Below are 17,607 nucleotides of genomic sequence, written 5' to 3' on the forward strand. Positions count from 1 at the left end.
CGCTCGTTACGGTCGTCGCATCCGCTTGCGGTAGGGACCAAGCAATTGTCCGACGACAGCTCGGTATATAGCTGGTACGATTCGGTAGCTCAACCATGAACTATAGACATACCACTGCGTAAATATAACCGGCTTATTGCGCTGTGTACCGCGCAGGATTTTGCGAACTGCTTTGTCGGGCTGGATCATGTAGGCACTTTTCTGAAGCAATTTTTTAGCTTCGGCTTTGTCCGTTTTGCTGTATATGCCAGTATCATAGATTGGCGTATCGACTAAGCCGGGCGTAACGGCGCTGACTTTGACACCTAGGCTTTTACCTTCTAGGCGCAGCGCCTCAGACAAGCCAGTTATGGCAAACTTTGATGCGCTGTACACCCCCATTAGTGGCAGCGGAAATAGCCCAGCACCCGATGAGAAATTAATGATATGCCCTGATTTTTGCTTCGACATAATGCGGTAAGCGTAGAAGCTACAGTACGACGTCCCCAGTACGTTGGTTGTCAGTATTTTCTGTACATCTTCTATGGCATGGTCGCGGATTTCACCGCCCATGATGATACCAGCAGAGTTGAAGGCATAATCCAGCCGGCCATGACGCTGCATAATTGCCGCGAAGAAACGTTCGCAGTCCTCAGGCTTGCCGATATCAATCGGGGTGTAGCTGACAGCTGCACCTGACGCAGCCAGCTCAGCTACCAGACTCTCAGCCGGGACAGGATTGCGGGCACCGATAATCACGGTTGCACCCTGTGCGGAGAGTTGCCGGACGAGCTCAGCGCCCATGCCGGACGAACCGCCGGTAACTGAAACGATTTTGTCCTTGAAAAATGTATTCATAGCTATAGTGTAGTCCAACTATCGACAGTTATATAGTCGTCGTTACGGGCGCCGCCTATTAGGCTGCGAGTCCGAGTTCCTGCTTGAACTTTGCCTGGTTGAAGCCGGTCATTTTGACCTGAGTGCCATCATCTTTATCGATAACCGTGAACGGTACACTAATCATACCGTCGTTGATTGACATAAACTCGATCATCGCTTCACCGTCTTCGTCAGTGATCTTGGACGTGTAGGCAATGTCTTGTTTGTCGAGCCAGCCTTTCAGCATGTGACACTCTGCGCAGTTAGCGGTCGAAAAAATTGTTATATTCATGTGGTTCTCCTTATTTATTAACTTCCGAATGTAAACACGTTCAGTTCGATACCGGCTGGGACTTCCAGCTCAAGCATACCGTCTTTATCAAATTTTGGATATGATATGAGGCGATACAAACGATTTTCGCCGATTTCTACCTGGCTGCCACGGACATCTTTGCCAGCGTTATTGCTGGCATCAACTGGCTTTCCATCGAGTGTCAGCTTGATCGATTGCTTACTTGCCGATCCTGCAACCAGATAGACGTCTTTCCCAGCAACTCGAAATTGCAGTTTGCTCGGCGCACCAGCTGTACCACGGGCTATGATTTTTTCTGACTGGACTTCCCAGGCGCCGCTGAGCGACCAGTAATTTTGTTTGAGGGGACCATCGGCTGCAAACGTGCTGTTTGCGCCTGCCGCGCCGAGCGCTGGCTTGCCGCCAAAGTTACTGCTGCGCTTACTGCCTAGGTAGGTTTCGGGTGTTTCCATCGTGCTGGATGGCACTTTTTCGCTGCCGCTGGTAAACATCTTGGTTGGCAGCTTGGCGCCAGCTTCTTCGAGCAGTACCCGGATAGCTTGCTCGGTCTGCATGTACTGGCCTTCGCCGTAGTGAACACGGCGGACTTTGCCGTTACTATCGATCAGATAGTTAGATGGCCAGTACTGGTTTTCGTATGCTCCCCAGGTAGCAAAGTCATTATCGAGTGCTACTGGATAGGTAATCCCGGCTTCGCGGACGGCTTTTTGAACGTTTGCCGGCACGCGCTCAAAGGCGAACTCTGGTGCATGGGCCCCGATCACGACCAGCCCGCTGTCTTTGTAGGTCTCATACCAACCTTGAATGTTCGGTGTCGCACGAATACAGTTGATGCAGCTGTAAGTCCAGAAATCCAGTAGTACGACTTTGTTTTCAGCCTGCAGCTTCTTGAGCGTCAGCGGCTGGCTGTTGATCCAATCCTGCAAACCAACTAGTTCCGGTGCGTCGTACGGCGTGACATTCAGGACTTTACTCTTATCAATCTTTGCGCCGCTCTGCGGTATTAGCTTGGCGCTCAGTGCATCAAATTTGAATGGTGTGTGCTCTGATACGTAAGTCTGTACTTTTACAGCTGACCCGGTAAACACCAGTAGTCCAACGAGAATAAATATGATTGCAAGCGTGCGCTGGAAGATACCCTTTGGGTTACTGGCAAATTTGATGCGTCCAATAAACTGCTGGCCATAATATCCAATGATAAGGAGGATTAAGCTCAAACCAACAACGTAAGCAGCAATATAGGTCATCGCGACACCGAAGTTAGCCGGTAGTACGGTTGCTAGTATATAGCCGTAGAACGGACTACAGCTGGAGAATACCGGGCCGAGTGCTGCACCAGTAATTATAGGTCCGATGAGTGAACTTTTTGATTTAAATCCTTTACCGAGAAGCTGTTGAGCTTTGTGCTCCAGTCCAATTTTGTTGACGATCCGGGCGTAGACAGCTGGGAATAAGGCTAATAGCCCAAGGACGATAATGATAGATCCTGAGAAGTAGTTGATGTACTCCGGCGGAATGTTGACGAATAAGGTCGTAACCTTCAAAAGTAAGGTAAAGATAATCAATGAGATCGCCAGCGAGACAGCTATGACAATCGGACGTTTTTTATCCTTAGCTCCACCCGAGACCGATCCGCCGATAATAATCGGCAGCAGCGGCAATACACAGGGCGCAAGCACAGTGAGTACGCCAGCGACGAAAGCTCCAAGGAGTAACAACATGTTGATTACCTATATCCAATTTCTGAGGTTAATGTCGGGTTAATAGTTGTGTGAGACTTGTTTTTTATTTCAATTAGAAATGGGAGGCTTCCCCACCCCGCTGCATATGGTGATGCGCTGGGTGAAGAAGCCGAATCCGAGACTGCTACTAGCTAGCCATCAACACGTTGTCAATAACGTGTGTGACGCCGTTGCTTGAGATAACATCGGCAGTTTCAATAGTAACTGCGTTGCCCTTAGCATCTTTGATTTTCAGTTCGTTGTTTTCCATGACAGGAGTCAATATGCCACCCTGTACGGATGTTAAGGTTTCACCCTTTGAAGCCATAGCTGTCAAGTCAGCACTGGTATATGTACCAGATACGACGTGGTAGGTAAGAATGCTGGTAAGCATTTCCTTGTTCTCTGGCTTCAGGAGCGTATCTACTGTTCCAGCAGGAAGCTTATCGAATGCACCGTTGTTTGGAGCGAAGACGGTGAATGGACCTGGCCCCTTCAGTGTGTCGACGAGTCCGGCAGCTTTAACGGCTGCAACGACAGTTGTAACGTTTTTGGCGTTGACTGCGTTATCGACGATGTCTTTAGTACGTACCATCTTAGCACCACCGACGAGTACGCCATCGCTCTCAGCACTGGCTGTGTTGGCGTTTTGGCCTGTTGTCATTGATGCGTTCGATGAACCATCTGTTTTGTTATTACCCATGCTATAACCGATACCGCCACCGACGAGTAAACCGACGACGAGGGTTACGATTGCTATTCCTGTTTTATTTCCTGAGTCCATATGACCCTCCTTCTTTAGTTACCGTTTAGTTCACTTTACAAAGTAAACCTTTTACTATACTATTATGTGGTGCCCCCAAAGTCAAGTAAAATAGAAGAGTATGGATATTAGCAACATTACTACCTACCAATCAGGTGTCGCCCAGTCATCAGCTTATCGTAATCTACATAAGCTCTTTTCGAAGTTTCTGAAAGACTATGACCTCACCTGCATGCAATGGTTCGTACTTGGTACTATATATGACAGCGGGCCTGGTGGTATTCAATTGTCCAAATTAGCCACCAAGCTGCAAACCGGCCTGCCCTTTATAACGAATATCATTAATCTTCTTGAATCGAAAAGTATGGTCGTGCGCCGCGAAAGCGAGACAGACAGCCGTGCTAAATTCGTATCAATAGCACCCGACTACCGTAAAGAATGCCAGCAAATTGAAATCGACCTCCGTACCAAACTACGCTCGTCAATTTATGCTGATATTACTCCTGATGACCTTATCATATACATCAAAGTGCTGTATCAGCTGAGCGCTATTCAAAAATAGGCTATTGTTTCCGTTTGATCAGCCGATAAAGTCTGTTTGTTCAGATGGTCGCTCGGTGCGCTGTTCCTGGTGTATCACATAGGTGATAAGTAGCAATATTGCCAGGTTGAACGCGAATCCAGGCAAAGCGTCAAATTCGATACGTGAAAATACGAAGAATTCAGTCAAAAACAAATTTATAAGTGTCGCACGGCGAAAATATTCGAAGGCTTTCAATCTCGATTTCTTCAGGTAGAATGCACCGTAGACGATAACGGCTGCGGCAACGAGGGACGATACGAACTGTCCAATCAACAAACCGACCCCGTACGTCACCTTGCCGGAGAAAACCTGTGCAATGTCATCCAGGTTTATAAATGCGTTGGCCGCAACCGCAATCACGAAAATAGCAGCTTCAGCGATGAAGAAAATACGTACAAGTAATCGAGTATTACGCTTCCGCCAAAAGGTAACGTACATCGCATCCAGCTTGGCTAGTACTCTCCGCAACATACGCGGCTGTGTTTCTGGCACCAGATCAATGCTTTCGAGCAGCTGCTGCAAATGCGTCGTGATAACACTGCGCCGATTCGCATGAGCTAGCAGCGTATGCGCTCGCTTTTTTTCAAGTGGGTCCATATCGTGCAGAATAGCTTCCTCCAGCTGTGCCATCGCATTCAGCTGGTATTCGCGCGAGGTAAGCTTTTGCTTTCGTCCAAGAAAGTTAAAGGTCAAATACAAAATAATGAATATTGCATAAATAATGCCGACTGCCGGACGGTAAAAGTAGTTATTGTCGCTGGTAATGAACTTACCGATTTCATCGATAAAGATTCCAAATCCAATTCCTCCCAGCAGCGCCGATAGCCGCTGCACGCGCAGACCCAGAAACGCCAAGCTGATTGTAATGCTTGCCAGCATAAATAGGCCGCCGAACAACATATGGCCAATATGCAGTCCGTTGCCGCCGATCTGCGGATAATTGGCCACTGCCAGGAAAAACCTGGTCAGCAGCAGACTGCCGATGGCGGAAATAAGGAAAATATCAAGCTGTTCGCGCGCTCGAACGTTCCGGTAAAAGAGTTGTTGTTTCATGAAGGTAATACTAGTATAACGCACCATGACAAGTGCTACGGTTTTGAGACGTATTGATTGCCGCGTATATAAAACCGCCATGGCACGTCCTGAGCCTGTTTGATACCAATCCGGGTCGTCTGTACAATGCGGTCAGGCGACACGGGGTCTTGCACCTCAAGCTGCAGCGGAGTAGTGCGTAGGTCATGCCCGTTCAGGGCTTTATCGATCCGCATCGCCTGACACAGTTTGGCCGGGCCATTTGTCATGTCCAGTCCGGTTCTGCCCCGCCGGTTTTGTGCTAATATATCTATCCCCTCTATTGGTTCAACGGCACGTATTAGCACGGCCGCCCCCTGCCCTACAGCTCCTGTCACGACATTGCAGCAATAATGCATGCCGTACGTAAAGTAGACATACAAATGCCCCGGCGGGCCGAACATAATCGCAGTTCGTGGTGTCACCCCGCGGTAGCTATGGCTGGCGGCATCGGTTTGGTTGTAGGCTTCAGTTTCGACGATACGGCTCACGACCTTTTTACCATTCAGCTCGCGTATCAGAATACAGCCGAGTAGACGCCGAGCGGCCAGGTCGGTCGGACCGGCTAAAATCTCATCTATTGACTCTTTGTACATGCTGCTATTGTAAAGTACCGAATATAGGCTTAGAGACGGACGTTACGCTGCAATCTTATTACTGTCTTCAGTTTTATTCAGCCGTTTTGAAGCCACCAGCGATGCACCGATGATGGCAACTGTCACGATACCAGTAATAGCTTCTGGCAAATGGTAGACGAGGCTGATAAGCATGGCGAGCGACAGGAACAATACTGCGTAGTGAGCGCCGTGTTCGAGATAGGCGTAGGCATCAAGTGTATTGCGGCGCACCATGTACACCGTAAACGACCGCACCCAGAATGCACCGACCCCGAGACCAACAGCAATCAGTACGACATCCGTCGTGATAGCAAATGCTCCGATCACGCCGTCGAACGAGAAGCTGGCATCGAGCAGTTCCAGATACAAAAATGAGGTAAAGGCGGCCCAGCCAACCAGATGCGTCGCATCGGGCGTTTTAGCTTTGACGGCCTTCTGTGCGGCCTTCAAAATCAGCTGCATCGCAACATACACGATGACGCCGAGCGCACCGGCTTTGAGCGTTTCAGAAACATGGTCGTTCATCGGTAAGGCTGCGAAAATGCCGAGCAGTGCGAATGCCACGATTGGCGGCAGCCACCAGTGGCCCAACCGCTGCAAATGATTTTCGAATGGTAGCCAGTGGACATGCCGCTCTTTGTCAAAAAAGAAATATAAGGCCAGCATCAGCAGGAACGATCCACCGAAAGCCGCAATTGACGGATAGGCGTCCTCGATATAATGCGCGTAGGCTTCGGAGTCGTTGAGAGCAACGCGGATCACCTCACCGATAGACAGCCCGGCAGTGATGGCGACCAGCAGAATAGGAAAGACTAGGCGCATGCCAACGACTGCGATCAGGATACCGACAGTCAGGAACAGGGTTTGCCAAAACTTGGAGAGCTTGGCGAGGACTTTGGCATTGATAACCGCATTATCAAAGCTAAATGCAACTTCGATGACCAGCAAAACCAGCGTAACGCCAGCAGCCGCCCAGCCCTTGCCGAGCAACATAGCGATGATAGCAATGATTGTTATTGAACCCGAAAACCAGAAGTGTCGTACTAAATGTTTCACCGTATATACTATACAGCATGAAGACAAAGCCGCTAGCAGAAACAATCTACGCCGAGAAATTAATCAGTGACAACATAAAACAATTTCCAGAAAATTTCATGTGGGGCGCCAGCACTGCCAGCCACCAGGTTGAAGGTGGTAATCATAATCAGTGGAGCGTCTGGGAGAAGCAGAACGCCAAACGGTTAGCTTCTGACGCAGTTCATGACCTACGGTTGCTGCCAAATTATGATGCACTACGAGTTCAACTGCAAGATCCCAACAATTACCTCTCTGGCGCTGGTGTCGAACACTACTCCCGCTATGAAGCGGATTTTGACCTCCTTGGACAGCTCAATATGAACGCTTTTCGGTTCAGTATCGAATGGTCGCGGCTTGAGCCGACTGAGGGCCTTTGGAACGAAGCCGAAGTAGAGCATTACCGGCGTTATATCACCGCCTTAAAATCTCGTAATATTGAGCCGGTTTTAACGCTGTGGCACTGGACACTACCCGTGTGGTTTGCCGACAAAGGCGGCTTCGAACGATCAGACAATATACATTATTTTGAGCGCTACGTCCGTAAAGTAGCTGAAGAATTTGGCGCTGAACTGCGCTATGTCGTCACACTCAATGAACCAAATGTTTACACCTCGTTCGGCTATGGCACAGGTACCTGGCCACCAGCTCGGAAGCGGCCATTGCTGGCGGTGCGGGTTTACCGCAATCTGATTAAGTCGCATATCGCCGCCTACGATATACTCAAGCTTACGAACCCGGAACTGCAAATTGGACCAGCGGCGCAATTGTCCGACAGCAGGCCAGTACAGCCACGCAACCCACTTAACCGGATAGTCATTGCATTGCAGATGCGTATCTGGAATTGGTGGTTCCTAAATGCCGTTCGAAACAAGCTCGATTTTATCGGCGTTAATTATTACTTTACCGAGTACCGCGATTGGATGGGTAGGATCAAAAATCCACCAGGACCACGCAGTGATCTGGGCTGGTACATGGAACCGTCCGGCATACAAGATCTGCTGCAGTCCGTCTGGCGTAGATATCACAAACCGCTGCTGATCATAGAAAATGGTTTGGCTGATGCCGACGACAAACAGCGCCAGTGGTGGCTCGAACAGACGTTGTCCGCTCTCAATAAGGCAATGCTAGGCGGCGTACCAGTCATTGGGTACTTGCATTGGAGCCTGCTTGATAACTTCGAATGGGCGTATGGCTGGTGGCCGAAATTTGGATTGATTGCAGTGGATCGCCATACCATGAAGCGCACTATCCGTCCGAGTGCTCATTGGCTGGCGAAACGTATACAAAGCGAGCGGTCTTCCGCGGCCGCGCTCAAAATAGACTAGCTAAGCTATACTTATACCTATGTCACTGCCCGAACAACGACCGCTCGCCGAAAGAATGCGCCCCAGTACGCTTGATAGCGTCGTCGGACAGGATCATCTGGTTGGCGCTGGCAAAATAATCAGGCAGATCATTGAGCAGAAACAGCCGACCAGCCTGATACTGTGGGGTCCGCCCGGCAGCGGTAAAACGACTTTGGCCCGGATTATCGCCCAAGAAACTGGTGTTGAGTTCATCGAACTGAGTGCCGTTACTTCTGGCAAAGCTGACGTACTGAAAGTCGTTGAACGAGCGCAGCAAAATCAGCGCCTCGGTATGCGCACTATCTTGTTTGTCGATGAAATTCACCGTTTCAACAAGGCACAGCAAGATGCCTTTTTGCCCCATGTTGAAGACGGCACCATTATACTGATCGGTGCCACTACCGAGAATCCTAGCTTTGAGGTCATTACTCCACTGCTCAGCCGCAGCCGGGTGCTGGTACTCGAACCGCATAGCCACGCAGATATCGTAGCCATACTGCAGCGAACTGCCGAACAGGAAAAGCTTGATACGACACGCTTGCCCGTCAGCAGCATCGAACTACTCGCCGAAATATCCGGCGGCGATGCTCGGGTAGCTCTGGGCAACCTTGAGCTGGGATTACAACTCACACAGGGCCCGCTCACCGAAGAAGTCATCAAAACCGCCGCCCAGAAGCGCGTCCCCGGATACGATAAAAACGGCGAGAATCATTACAACATCATCAGTGCTTTCATCAAAAGTATGCGCGGCTCCGATGCCAATGCTGCGCTCTACTACCTAGCTCGCATGCTGCAAGCCGGCGAAGACCCAAAATTTGTGGCCCGCCGGATGGTCATATTCGCATCAGAGGATATTGGTTTGGCAGCGCCAGCCGCCCTCAATCTCGCCATATCGACTTTTCTAGCTGTCGAACGCATCGGCATGCCGGAATGCGGCTACAATCTGTATCACTGCGCCAGCGTGCTGGCTAAAACTGCTAAATCGCGCGAAGTCGCCGATGCGATGTACGCCGCCCAGGCCGCGGCGCGTAACCATCCGGATTTACCTGTGCCACTACATCTGCGCAATGCGCCAACCAAACTTATGAAAGATTTAGGATACAGCAAAGGTACGAAGTGGGAAGCTGGCTTTCAGCATCCCAAGGGATTTTTGCCAGATGAGATTGCTGACGCTGATTTTTTCAGTCAGTGCGACTAAATGTGTCTTCGCAAGCCTACTTTTGGCGCGCCTGACGCCCCTGCTTTTACTAGCACGTACGTTGACCGATGTTAATGCACGGCACGCAACAGTTATAGTCAAGCGGCGTATTTGATTTCTATCGAGTCGTGCAGGTTCTGACTTCTGGTGCAGTTAGAGCGCGAGTAGCTTTGAACTTGTAGGTTACTTTGTAGTGTCCGGCGAGTGCTGGACCTTGAGTGCTATAAGTGGTGTAACGCCATGTGGCATCTGGTCCCCACAACGACTGTACGTATTTTGAAGTAGCAGTGACAGACGCTGAACTAACATACCATTGACCGCCACGCTTGGTCTGGTATTCATGGTATGTTGTTGTGCCTCGTAATTTACCACCTAAAAGCGTACAGGATTGCACGCGGTCCCGCTTAGCTACAACCGCAGCCGACGCCGAAAAAGTACTGACCATGGTAACCGCAAGTAAAACTACGGCAAACATGGCAACTTTTATTACCAAGCCACGTGATATGGAACGACCAATTGATAAATTCATAATTGCACCTCCGCGCATAGTTTATTACATAAGGATTCGATTCGAATTATATACTATATGTATAGTAAGTGCAATAATCTGACGTAACAACTATAATCGAGCTGACGAACACAAACTATCCGCTAGTGACCCCGTGAACGTACGCTGCACGGGCTTATTGTGACCAGCGTTCCACATAGCCGTTCCGAGCGGGCTCAAATTCAGGCCCGGACCGCCACCACCGTAAAACGCTGAGCCATCGTTCTTCAAACTATAATTATCGCCGTGCGTACCTGACCACTGAATGAGTCCAAAGCCATATTTGGGCCCCAATGCAAACATGGCGTCAGCAGCCTGTTTGTTCATCATATACGTACTATCAGTTGGTGCAACATCATATCTGTAGCCGAACTCGCCGACGATCAAAGACAATTTCAGCAGTTTCATTTGGTCAAACAGTTTTGTATAGGTTGTCAAATTATTATTCCAGCCGTAGGCATGGAGGCCGAACATCTGGTTGCACTTGCCGGCAGCAAGTTTTGGTCCCATCGACGGATCGTATATATGCAGGGCGCCGTTGGCTGCGGCGTCGTTGCCAGAATTCATAATGTCAGCAACGGCAATATTCTCGGCACCCCGGGTACGGACTAGATTATAGAAGTGATTATTAAGTGTTATGAAAGCTGCATTGTCATTGCCGAACGGCTCATTAAAGAAATTGAACCAGACATATGGGTTAGATTTGTAGCGGTCAGCGGTATCACGCCAATATTCTTCCATCTGCTGACGATACGTCTTGCCGACGTCACTTTGATTGCCGGCATTAATGCCAGCACTACCCGGCTGAAGGATGACGGTATTCTGCTGTTCGGGCGTTGACCAGATCTGAGCATATGGATCATGACATTCCAGCATAACGACAATTTTTCTTGCCGTGTATTCACGGACGACGTCATCGACCTGCTTGAGAAGCGCGGCGTAGCCATCCCGGTAGCGGGTGTTGTAGGTAACCCGATTAGTACACGCGTAATTAATTCTTACGATATTCCAGCCCCAGGCGGCGGCTTCGGCCGCGTGGCCGGTCGCAACCCCCTTCCAGTCAAAGGCGTTGCGGATGCCGAGATTGGAGCCGACCGGATACATAATCTTGCCGTCAGGATCGACAATATCAGATCCGACGATATAGAAATTTTTGACGGCGCCGAATTTGAGCGCTTTGGTGCCACTGGCAGTTGTGTCAGATACAATTGAACTATTGCCTGTCAGCGTTCCAGTTTCGGGCTGTGTCGATACAAACGGCGTAGCAGCTTGGCTAAAACGGTTGAGATACACGCCAATAGATACGACACTCGCTACGACGGCAATCGCTAATAATCCCGATATAATCCTACGTTTATTCATGACTATACATATAATTTACCACACCAGGGCGATACGTTTATGTTTACTTTGTAACAGCTTGTAGAAAATTATGCAGTTGTTGGAGAAACGACTTCTTCCCATGGCAGCCCCGCTTTGCCAAAGTGCCCATAAGCAGACGTCTGACTATAGATCGGCCGCGCCAGCTGTAATTTGTCGATAATACCCGACACTGATGTATCTATCAGCGCATCTTTGAATGAGTACAGCTCGGCTTCGCTGACCGTCGCTGTACCAAATGTTTCGATAGTTTGCATCAACGGTGCCGGCTGACCAATGACGTACGCTAGGCCAACCTCGCATTTGGTCGCCAGTCCGGCTGCAACAATATTTTTGGCAATATAGCGGGCAGCGTAGGCGCCCGAGCGGTCGACCTTGCTCGGATCCTTGCCACTGAAAGCGCCACCGCCAACGCGGGCATAGCCACCGTAGGTATCGACGACGATCTTGCGTCCGGTCAGCCCGGCGTCTGACTCCGGACCGGGTATGTGCCACAGCCCTGTTCCATTGATAATGATGTCGGCATCGTCCGGCAGCTCGAAACCATAGGCTTCAATAACTGGCTTAATTACCGTCTGTAATAGTTGCTCACGGACTTCCACGGCGGTCGTGTCTTCATGATGCGCGACGGCAGCAACGACTTTGGCGATGCCAACAGGCTTGCCACCCTCATATCGCACCGTCACCTGTGCTTTGCCGTCAGGGCGCAGCCAGGCCAGTTCGCTGGACTCTCGAGCTGCATCAATCCGGCGGGTCAGGCTGTGCGCCAGGGCAATTGGCAGTGGCATAAGCTCCGCCGTCTCGTTACATGCAAAGCCAAACATCATGCCCTGATCACCGGCACCGATCGCATCAGCCTGATCAACGCCTTGTGCAATTTCTGGAGATTGCTGATGTACAAAGTTGCTAAATGTCGATCCGGTCGCCGAGAATCCCCACGCCTCATCGGTATAGCCCTGCTCGCGAATCGTGTCACGTACGATGTGCTCGTAGTCGAGATTAGCTTTGGTTTTTATTTCGCCGAATAGACTGATCTGATTAGCTCCAGCCACCGTTTCGATACCAGTACGGCTGTTCGGGTCCTGCTTGAGCGCAGCATCCAGGATCGCATCGCTGATTGCATCACATATCTTGTCCGGATGTCCTGCGCAGACAGACTCGCTCGTGAATAGCGTAGTACTAGGAGAATTTGACATAAAAATATCCTTTCTGGCGTGTAGCGAGAAAGGATATAAGGTGAAAATATCTTTCCCGCAGCCGGGGCTAGACGAAGCACCTTGTCTACTCGAAAGTAGATAGGTTGCTGGCGGGTCAACGAGCTAGATCTCTCTCCGCACTCTGTATATTTATAATTGTTAAGCTCTCCTAGCGTAGCACAGCATATTGCGTCCCGCAAACCCCTTGCGCATTTCACATTCACTACAGAGTTGGCGTATAGTCTAGCCAAAATCAACAAATTTCGATATAATCACCGAGGTTGAGCAGTCGCTCACACAATCATGGGGATTGGCCAAGTGGTAAGGCAGCGGATTCTGGTTCCGCGATCGGGGGTTCGAATCCCTCATCCCCAGCCATAGAAAAAAGACTAAGCCAACGGTTTAGTCTTTTTTCTATCTCATGAGTTGGACTTGAACCCACGATCAGCGAATGCAATGAGCAAGATCGGGGGTTCGGTCGGCCAGCTCGCCCGCAGAAATATATTTCGAGGACGAGTGCAGCCGTGCGACTATCCCTCATCCCCAGCCAATCATTGACTATACATATAAGTTGTGATATAATGTATTAATGATATCTAATTATTCGGAAACAGGCGCAGTACTTTATTCATTTAGCGATGATAAACTTGATAAAGTCCACGAATTAATAGATTGTGACGACGCACTACAATTGTCATTGACTCCTGGTGAGGCTATAACTTACCGTGTTGATACCGTTACAAGCCTAGCATTAGGAGAACTGTTCAAATCTACCGATGAAACCTTTGATGCTACCGTTAAATATGTAGGCGCTAGAGCCGTCAAGAGTACCATGCAACGAGTGTTTGCAATACAAAAATCAGGGCAAACTGATACAATTGAGGCCGCTCTAGGTATAGTTCACATGGAAGGTTTGGTAGAAGGTTCAGATTCAGATTTTCCGCCTCAACTGACTCCTGTATTTGAAGTGCTTGTTCCCAAAAAATCAGAATAGTTGCGAAGTACGTCTACTAAGGGCAGTCATAAAGCTTATACTTATTATCCTTCTACGGATTTATATTGATATATTATACTTTTGTTGTTTAAATTCTTTTATGAACGAACAGGCATTTTATCGAGTAAGTGTTAAAGGTGTTGCATTTGATGCTGAGGGCCGGCTCCTCTTGGCACGTGAAGATAATGATATATGGGAGATGCTAGGTGGCGGACTAGACCACGGCGAAGATCCAAGAGCTTGTCTTGTCCGGGAAATCCAGGAAGAAACTGGGATAAAAGTCTTGAATGTTTCTGAAAACCCAATAGGATTTGTAACAGTGCCTAAAGCAAATGGTAGTCATCAAATTGCGAATGTCATATATGAAGTAATACTTGATAATTTGGATTTCGTGCCATCCGATGAGTGCCAAGAATTAAGATATTTTAGCCTAGATGAAGCAGCTAAGATTAATGCGTTTCCTAACGTGACAAAATTCCTTGGTATTTTAGCTTCTCGACAGTAGTAAAGTTGCGAAGTACGTCAACGATGGGCAGCCAAGTTAAGCAGTATGAAAGACTTCTACGGAAGTCTTTTTTGTTACTATAATATATATGAGATATCCTGAACTATCCGCAGAGCTCGTACGACTACTTGAAATGGATCAAGGCGAATGGAAAAAGTTTGCTCGTGCAGAGTATGTACAAAAAATGCCCGAATCAGAGCTTAAACAGTTACGCGTGAAGCTACGAATGAGCTTAGAGACTAGAGCGAAACGTGCTTTAGCCATCCTTAATGAAATAATAGATCCTTCGATAAGCAACATTGGTGCCGAAGCAGCTAAATCGCTATCCATACTTGCAACTCATCATTCCCGTGCAAGTACTCATAAAGTCTTATCAGCTTTCGAAGTTTTGTATGATGAGTCTCCTAACGATACATATAAAGAATCCATACCTGCCATGACTGACTGGCTCGCGATACTTGAACATCGTCCACAAACATTCGGCACCATATGGCTGTTTGATGACAAGCAATTTCCTTTTTTGCCGACTGTCAGAGATTTCAAAAATATTAATGAACGACGTGTATCATACGGCATCGAACCTTTAAGATGGCCGAAGTCACTTGTTATTCCCGAAGAAGAACAACCCTGGCTGAAAAAACCTATTACTTCAGCTGTCATGCGTGAACCGACTTCTGATGAAATTTCTACACTTATTGACTATCTTTAGCTCAATGATGGCCTGCTCTGTCTCACCAGAATAGTTCTAACCTTGTAACAGATGTCCAGCCATACAGCTTATGCTTATAAAAGTCATTGTTTGTGACACTTTATTCCTTCTTGTATTACAATATGTTTATAGCTGTTAAGTGATAATTTGACGTATAATAAAAGTATTATATTTATATAAGGATACAATTGTTCGTTCGCGCTGCTTCCTTCAATGTTCTAGCCGATGCTTACACGGGCTACGGTGATTATTCTCATGTAGATCCCGCTCTGCTACTTCCTGGTGCACGAACTAAAGCAATAATCCGTTTAATAGACGAACTACGGGTAGATGTTATCGGTCTACAAGAAGCCGAAGAACCTCTAAAAGTTGCTGTCGAAGAATCAGATGACTGGCAAACCTTTTGGTCACCCAAAGAGCGTGGCAAAGCTGATGGATGCTTGACGCTCGTACGACAAGGCCTCGATGTAAACCGATTTGATGCCTATGCATATAGTGACGGCTCGGGTCATATTGTCCAGTCTGTACAAATAGGTGAAGTAGTATTCGCTAACACACACATCAAATGGGCTCCGGCGGATTCGCCTGACCATTTTGGAGTAGGCCAAGCGAAAGAACTATTATCACAGTTCGATCCAGATCAACGAGCGGTAATATTTGCCGATTGTAATGATAGACCAAAAGGACCAGTCAGAAAGTTAGTAGAAGATGCTGGATTTATGAATGTTTATGACGAGCCCACTGCCCTAGTCAATGGTGAGCTGGTCGCTTTAGATTTGCTAGCAGTACGCGGGGTTACTGCGCGGAATGTAACAAAACAATATGATTTGATTACAATACCTAATTGTTTCTGTCCATCTGATCATATACCTGTAGTTGCGGAACTCGAGATGTATTAAGCTGAAAGTTGCGTAGTACGTCTACGATGGGCAGCCACGAAGCTTATGCTTATTCTAATCACTAAACGTAGCTCTTTTTGTTTTACTCTTGTTTATATATTTATAAATTCTAGAATAAGCCGTATGAAACAAAGCGTGACTCAAGAATTAGATTATGGATGCGGCGTAGCTTGCTTTGCTTACGCATGCAATATGACTTTCAAACAAGCACAAAAGTTTTTAGGCGTAACCTATAGCGTAAAGCATGGTTGGCGCCCTAGTGATCTGGTCAGTCAGCTTAATCGCTATGGGTTCAAATATAAGAATCATTATGTACGCAAAAAACTTGATGCCGTTTGCCCGATTGGTACCATCGTGCTTATTGAGAGGTCACCTTCTTATCCAGTCGGTCATTATTTGATCTTGGGTAAAGCAGGTTGGATGGACCCCTGGATCAATCTACCTATATCAAATAATTTGTCGCTTGCCGAATCAGGTTTCAGGGCTAAATTACCAGGTAAAGCAATGTACGCACTTACACCAGAATCGTAGTCGTAAAGTTGCGAAGTACGTCAACGATGGGCATCCAAGCATATGTATTATAATTAATGGCTTGACGCACTACATCATGAAATCTGATTCACTAGGCGGCCTGCGAGGTGCTGTATATCCAGGGTCACGCATACCGAGGCAAGCACGACTGCCCTGTTCAAAATTTGAGCATACCTTCGGACGGCGCTCATCCTCGTAAATAGAACAAATCGCAGCAGAGCCTACTTGTTTCAAAAAGGAGCAATCCTGCCATAGATAGTAATAGTGTTCTGGCTCAGCGTCATTAACGCTTGAGGAACTTAGATCGGTTCGAGTCAAGTCAACACCGCTTGCTTCGAAAAATGCAGCCTCCGTATGAGTTAGTTTCATTGTAGTCCCGCGCCTGCAACAAGCGCCCGTACAACTACTGCATAGACTTTCTGCTGGAATAAGAGGTAGCTTTTTTCTTTCGGGCATTAGTAAACAATATTATAAAATATACTTTTGTACAATATTTTGCTTAACAGCATATCGACAGAAAAGATCGAAGTATGTCAACGATGGGCAGCCGTATAAGCAGCATAATTGTTAGCTTGATATATTGAGCTTTTTATGTATAAATAATCGGATGACTCATTCATTCGAAGATTATGAACAACAAGGACCGTACATCGAAGTTACGTCTCACATCGCTGATCTAGCAAATCTTGGTAAACCTAGAGAATTTGCTATGCGTAGCGCTCGATTCAAGTCGCAAACCGACCATAGAATATCATGGATCTTGCTTAAGGCTGTCGATGCGACTCGTCCACTGCGTACAGCGATAATTAGATTTGAGGACGATACGGATTTCTCAATAAGTTTAGTGAATGGCAACGTCGAAAGTATTACGCATACAGATCCGGCTCAGGCAAAAGGTATGGATTTAGACAGAGTTATCCCTTTTAGTGGCGGCAAACGGAGAATTGATTATGTATCTGATAGGCATAAAAATGAATTTACACACGAAAATTTAGCCGACTCAGCCGTCCCCGCCCTTGTATCGGATGAATCAGCCGTCAAAATGATTGATGCTTTCATAGGCAAGGTGTTTTCAGAAGAAGATCGGTTTGCAAGCTCTTGGGCAAAAGAGCTTGATCCTTCAGACATAGAAATGGATACTGTGGTAGATATTCTGATGTCCCTTCGTCCAGAAGACAGGGTTGATGTATATCCCCATGATTTGAGTTAAATACTAAGCACCTCCTTATAACAATTTAAAAGTCACGATGTACGTTAACTAGGGGCAGACTACATTCTTTTATTCATGGTCTTCAGTCG

At 47.7% G+C, this 17,607-nt stretch carries 19 protein-coding genes, 1 tRNA gene and 1 riboswitch; of the genes, 10 read left to right on the forward strand and 10 right to left on the reverse strand.

Annotation, left to right across the window (positions count from 1 at the left end; all coding sequences use genetic code 11):
* Nucleotides 1–6 precede the first annotated feature (6 nt).
* The 4 genes from VF575_02300 to VF575_02315 all read right to left on the reverse strand — a co-directional run bounded on the left by VF575_02300 (nt 7) and on the right by VF575_02315 (nt 3,676).
* The gene (locus tag VF575_02300) at nt 7–837 is read right to left on the reverse strand and encodes an SDR family oxidoreductase (GenBank protein ID HEX8182411.1); all 831 of its coding nucleotides are present in this window, start codon (nt 835–837) and stop codon (nt 7–9) included.
* 58 nt (nt 838–895) lie between these two features.
* A complete protein-coding gene (locus VF575_02305; protein HEX8182412.1) occupies nt 896–1,150 on the reverse strand; it encodes a glutaredoxin family protein in 255 nt (84 codons plus the stop codon).
* A gap of 17 nt (nt 1,151–1,167) precedes the next feature.
* Nucleotides 1,168–2,892, reverse strand: coding sequence for a cytochrome c biogenesis protein DipZ (locus tag VF575_02310; protein ID HEX8182413.1), 1,725 nt, complete (start codon nt 2,890–2,892; stop codon nt 1,168–1,170).
* A 148-nt stretch (nt 2,893–3,040) separates the two neighbouring features.
* Nucleotides 3,041–3,676: a fasciclin domain-containing protein gene (locus tag VF575_02315; GenBank protein HEX8182414.1), complete on the reverse strand. Its 636-nt coding sequence runs from the start codon at nt 3,674–3,676 to the stop codon at nt 3,041–3,043.
* Nucleotides 3,677–3,776: 100 nt separating this feature from the next.
* Between VF575_02315 and VF575_02320 the strand changes: the two genes are divergently transcribed.
* Complete coding sequence (locus VF575_02320) at nt 3,777–4,217, forward strand: MarR family transcriptional regulator (protein ID HEX8182415.1); 441 nt, start codon at nt 3,777–3,779, stop codon at nt 4,215–4,217.
* Between the two features lie 18 nt (nt 4,218–4,235).
* On the opposite strand, the gene VF575_02325 is transcribed toward VF575_02320, so the two are convergent.
* The 3 genes from VF575_02325 to VF575_02335 are packed head-to-tail and all read right to left on the reverse strand — an operon-like array spanning nt 4,236 to nt 6,982.
* Nucleotides 4,236–5,291 (reverse strand): hypothetical protein, encoded by a 1,056-nt coding sequence (locus tag VF575_02325; GenBank protein HEX8182416.1) that lies wholly within the window; start codon nt 5,289–5,291, stop codon nt 4,236–4,238.
* 35 nt (nt 5,292–5,326) lie between these two features.
* Entirely contained in the window at nt 5,327–5,905 is a 579-nt protein-coding gene (locus VF575_02330; protein HEX8182417.1) for a DNA-3-methyladenine glycosylase, read from the reverse strand.
* A gap of 42 nt (nt 5,906–5,947) precedes the next feature.
* Nucleotides 5,948–6,982: a DUF475 domain-containing protein gene (locus VF575_02335; protein ID HEX8182418.1), complete on the reverse strand. Its 1,035-nt coding sequence runs from the start codon at nt 6,980–6,982 to the stop codon at nt 5,948–5,950.
* 17 nt (nt 6,983–6,999) lie between these two features.
* On the opposite strand from VF575_02335, the gene VF575_02340 reads away from it, so the two are divergent.
* Both VF575_02340 and VF575_02345 read left to right on the forward strand, forming a co-directional pair.
* Entirely contained in the window at nt 7,000–8,328 is a 1,329-nt protein-coding gene (locus tag VF575_02340; GenBank protein ID HEX8182419.1) for a glycoside hydrolase family 1 protein, read from the forward strand.
* Between the two features lie 19 nt (nt 8,329–8,347).
* Nucleotides 8,348–9,547 (forward strand): replication-associated recombination protein A, encoded by a 1,200-nt coding sequence (locus VF575_02345; GenBank protein HEX8182420.1) that lies wholly within the window; start codon nt 8,348–8,350, stop codon nt 9,545–9,547.
* 118 nt (nt 9,548–9,665) lie between these two features.
* Here the strand turns inward: VF575_02345 and VF575_02350 are convergent, their stop codons facing one another.
* The 3 genes from VF575_02350 to metK form a co-directional block, all read right to left on the reverse strand.
* Nucleotides 9,666–10,076, reverse strand: a complete 411-nt coding sequence (locus VF575_02350) for a hypothetical protein (GenBank protein HEX8182421.1) — start codon at nt 10,074–10,076, stop codon at nt 9,666–9,668.
* A 90-nt stretch (nt 10,077–10,166) separates the two neighbouring features.
* Complete coding sequence (locus tag VF575_02355; GenBank protein HEX8182422.1) at nt 10,167–11,456, reverse strand: cellulase family glycosylhydrolase; 1,290 nt, start codon at nt 11,454–11,456, stop codon at nt 10,167–10,169.
* A 68-nt stretch (nt 11,457–11,524) separates the two neighbouring features.
* Nucleotides 11,525–12,670: a methionine adenosyltransferase gene (metK, locus tag VF575_02360; protein ID HEX8182423.1), complete on the reverse strand. Its 1,146-nt coding sequence runs from the start codon at nt 12,668–12,670 to the stop codon at nt 11,525–11,527.
* Nucleotides 12,671–12,713: 43 nt separating this feature from the next.
* Nucleotides 12,714–12,823: riboswitch (SAM riboswitch) on the reverse strand.
* Nucleotides 12,824–12,974: 151 nt separating this feature from the next.
* On the opposite strand from metK, the gene VF575_02365 reads away from it, so the two are divergent.
* The 7 genes from VF575_02365 to VF575_02395 all read left to right on the forward strand — a co-directional run bounded on the left by VF575_02365 (nt 12,975) and on the right by VF575_02395 (nt 17,518).
* Nucleotides 12,975–13,048 (forward strand) — tRNA-Gln (locus VF575_02365).
* A 211-nt stretch (nt 13,049–13,259) separates the two neighbouring features.
* A complete protein-coding gene (locus tag VF575_02370) occupies nt 13,260–13,664 on the forward strand; it encodes a hypothetical protein (GenBank protein HEX8182424.1) in 405 nt (134 codons plus the stop codon).
* A gap of 100 nt (nt 13,665–13,764) precedes the next feature.
* Nucleotides 13,765–14,169: an NUDIX hydrolase gene (locus tag VF575_02375; GenBank protein ID HEX8182425.1), complete on the forward strand. Its 405-nt coding sequence runs from the start codon at nt 13,765–13,767 to the stop codon at nt 14,167–14,169.
* A 133-nt stretch (nt 14,170–14,302) separates the two neighbouring features.
* Nucleotides 14,303–14,878 carry a hypothetical protein gene (locus VF575_02380; protein ID HEX8182426.1) on the forward strand — a complete coding sequence of 192 codons (576 nt, stop codon included), beginning with the start codon at nt 14,303–14,305 and terminating at the stop codon, nt 14,876–14,878.
* A 188-nt stretch (nt 14,879–15,066) separates the two neighbouring features.
* On the forward strand, nt 15,067–15,777 hold the full coding sequence (locus VF575_02385) for an endonuclease/exonuclease/phosphatase family protein (protein ID HEX8182427.1): 711 nt from the start codon (nt 15,067–15,069) through the stop codon (nt 15,775–15,777).
* A gap of 123 nt (nt 15,778–15,900) precedes the next feature.
* Nucleotides 15,901–16,308 (forward strand): hypothetical protein, encoded by a 408-nt coding sequence (locus VF575_02390; GenBank protein ID HEX8182428.1) that lies wholly within the window; start codon nt 15,901–15,903, stop codon nt 16,306–16,308.
* A 607-nt stretch (nt 16,309–16,915) separates the two neighbouring features.
* Nucleotides 16,916–17,518: a hypothetical protein gene (locus tag VF575_02395; protein HEX8182429.1), complete on the forward strand. Its 603-nt coding sequence runs from the start codon at nt 16,916–16,918 to the stop codon at nt 17,516–17,518.
* The last annotated feature ends 89 nt before the right edge of the window (nt 17,519–17,607 follow it).

This window comes from Candidatus Saccharimonadales bacterium, from assembly GCA_036388415.1.
Taxonomy (GTDB): domain Bacteria; phylum Patescibacteriota; class Saccharimonadia; order Saccharimonadales; family UBA4665; genus UBA4665.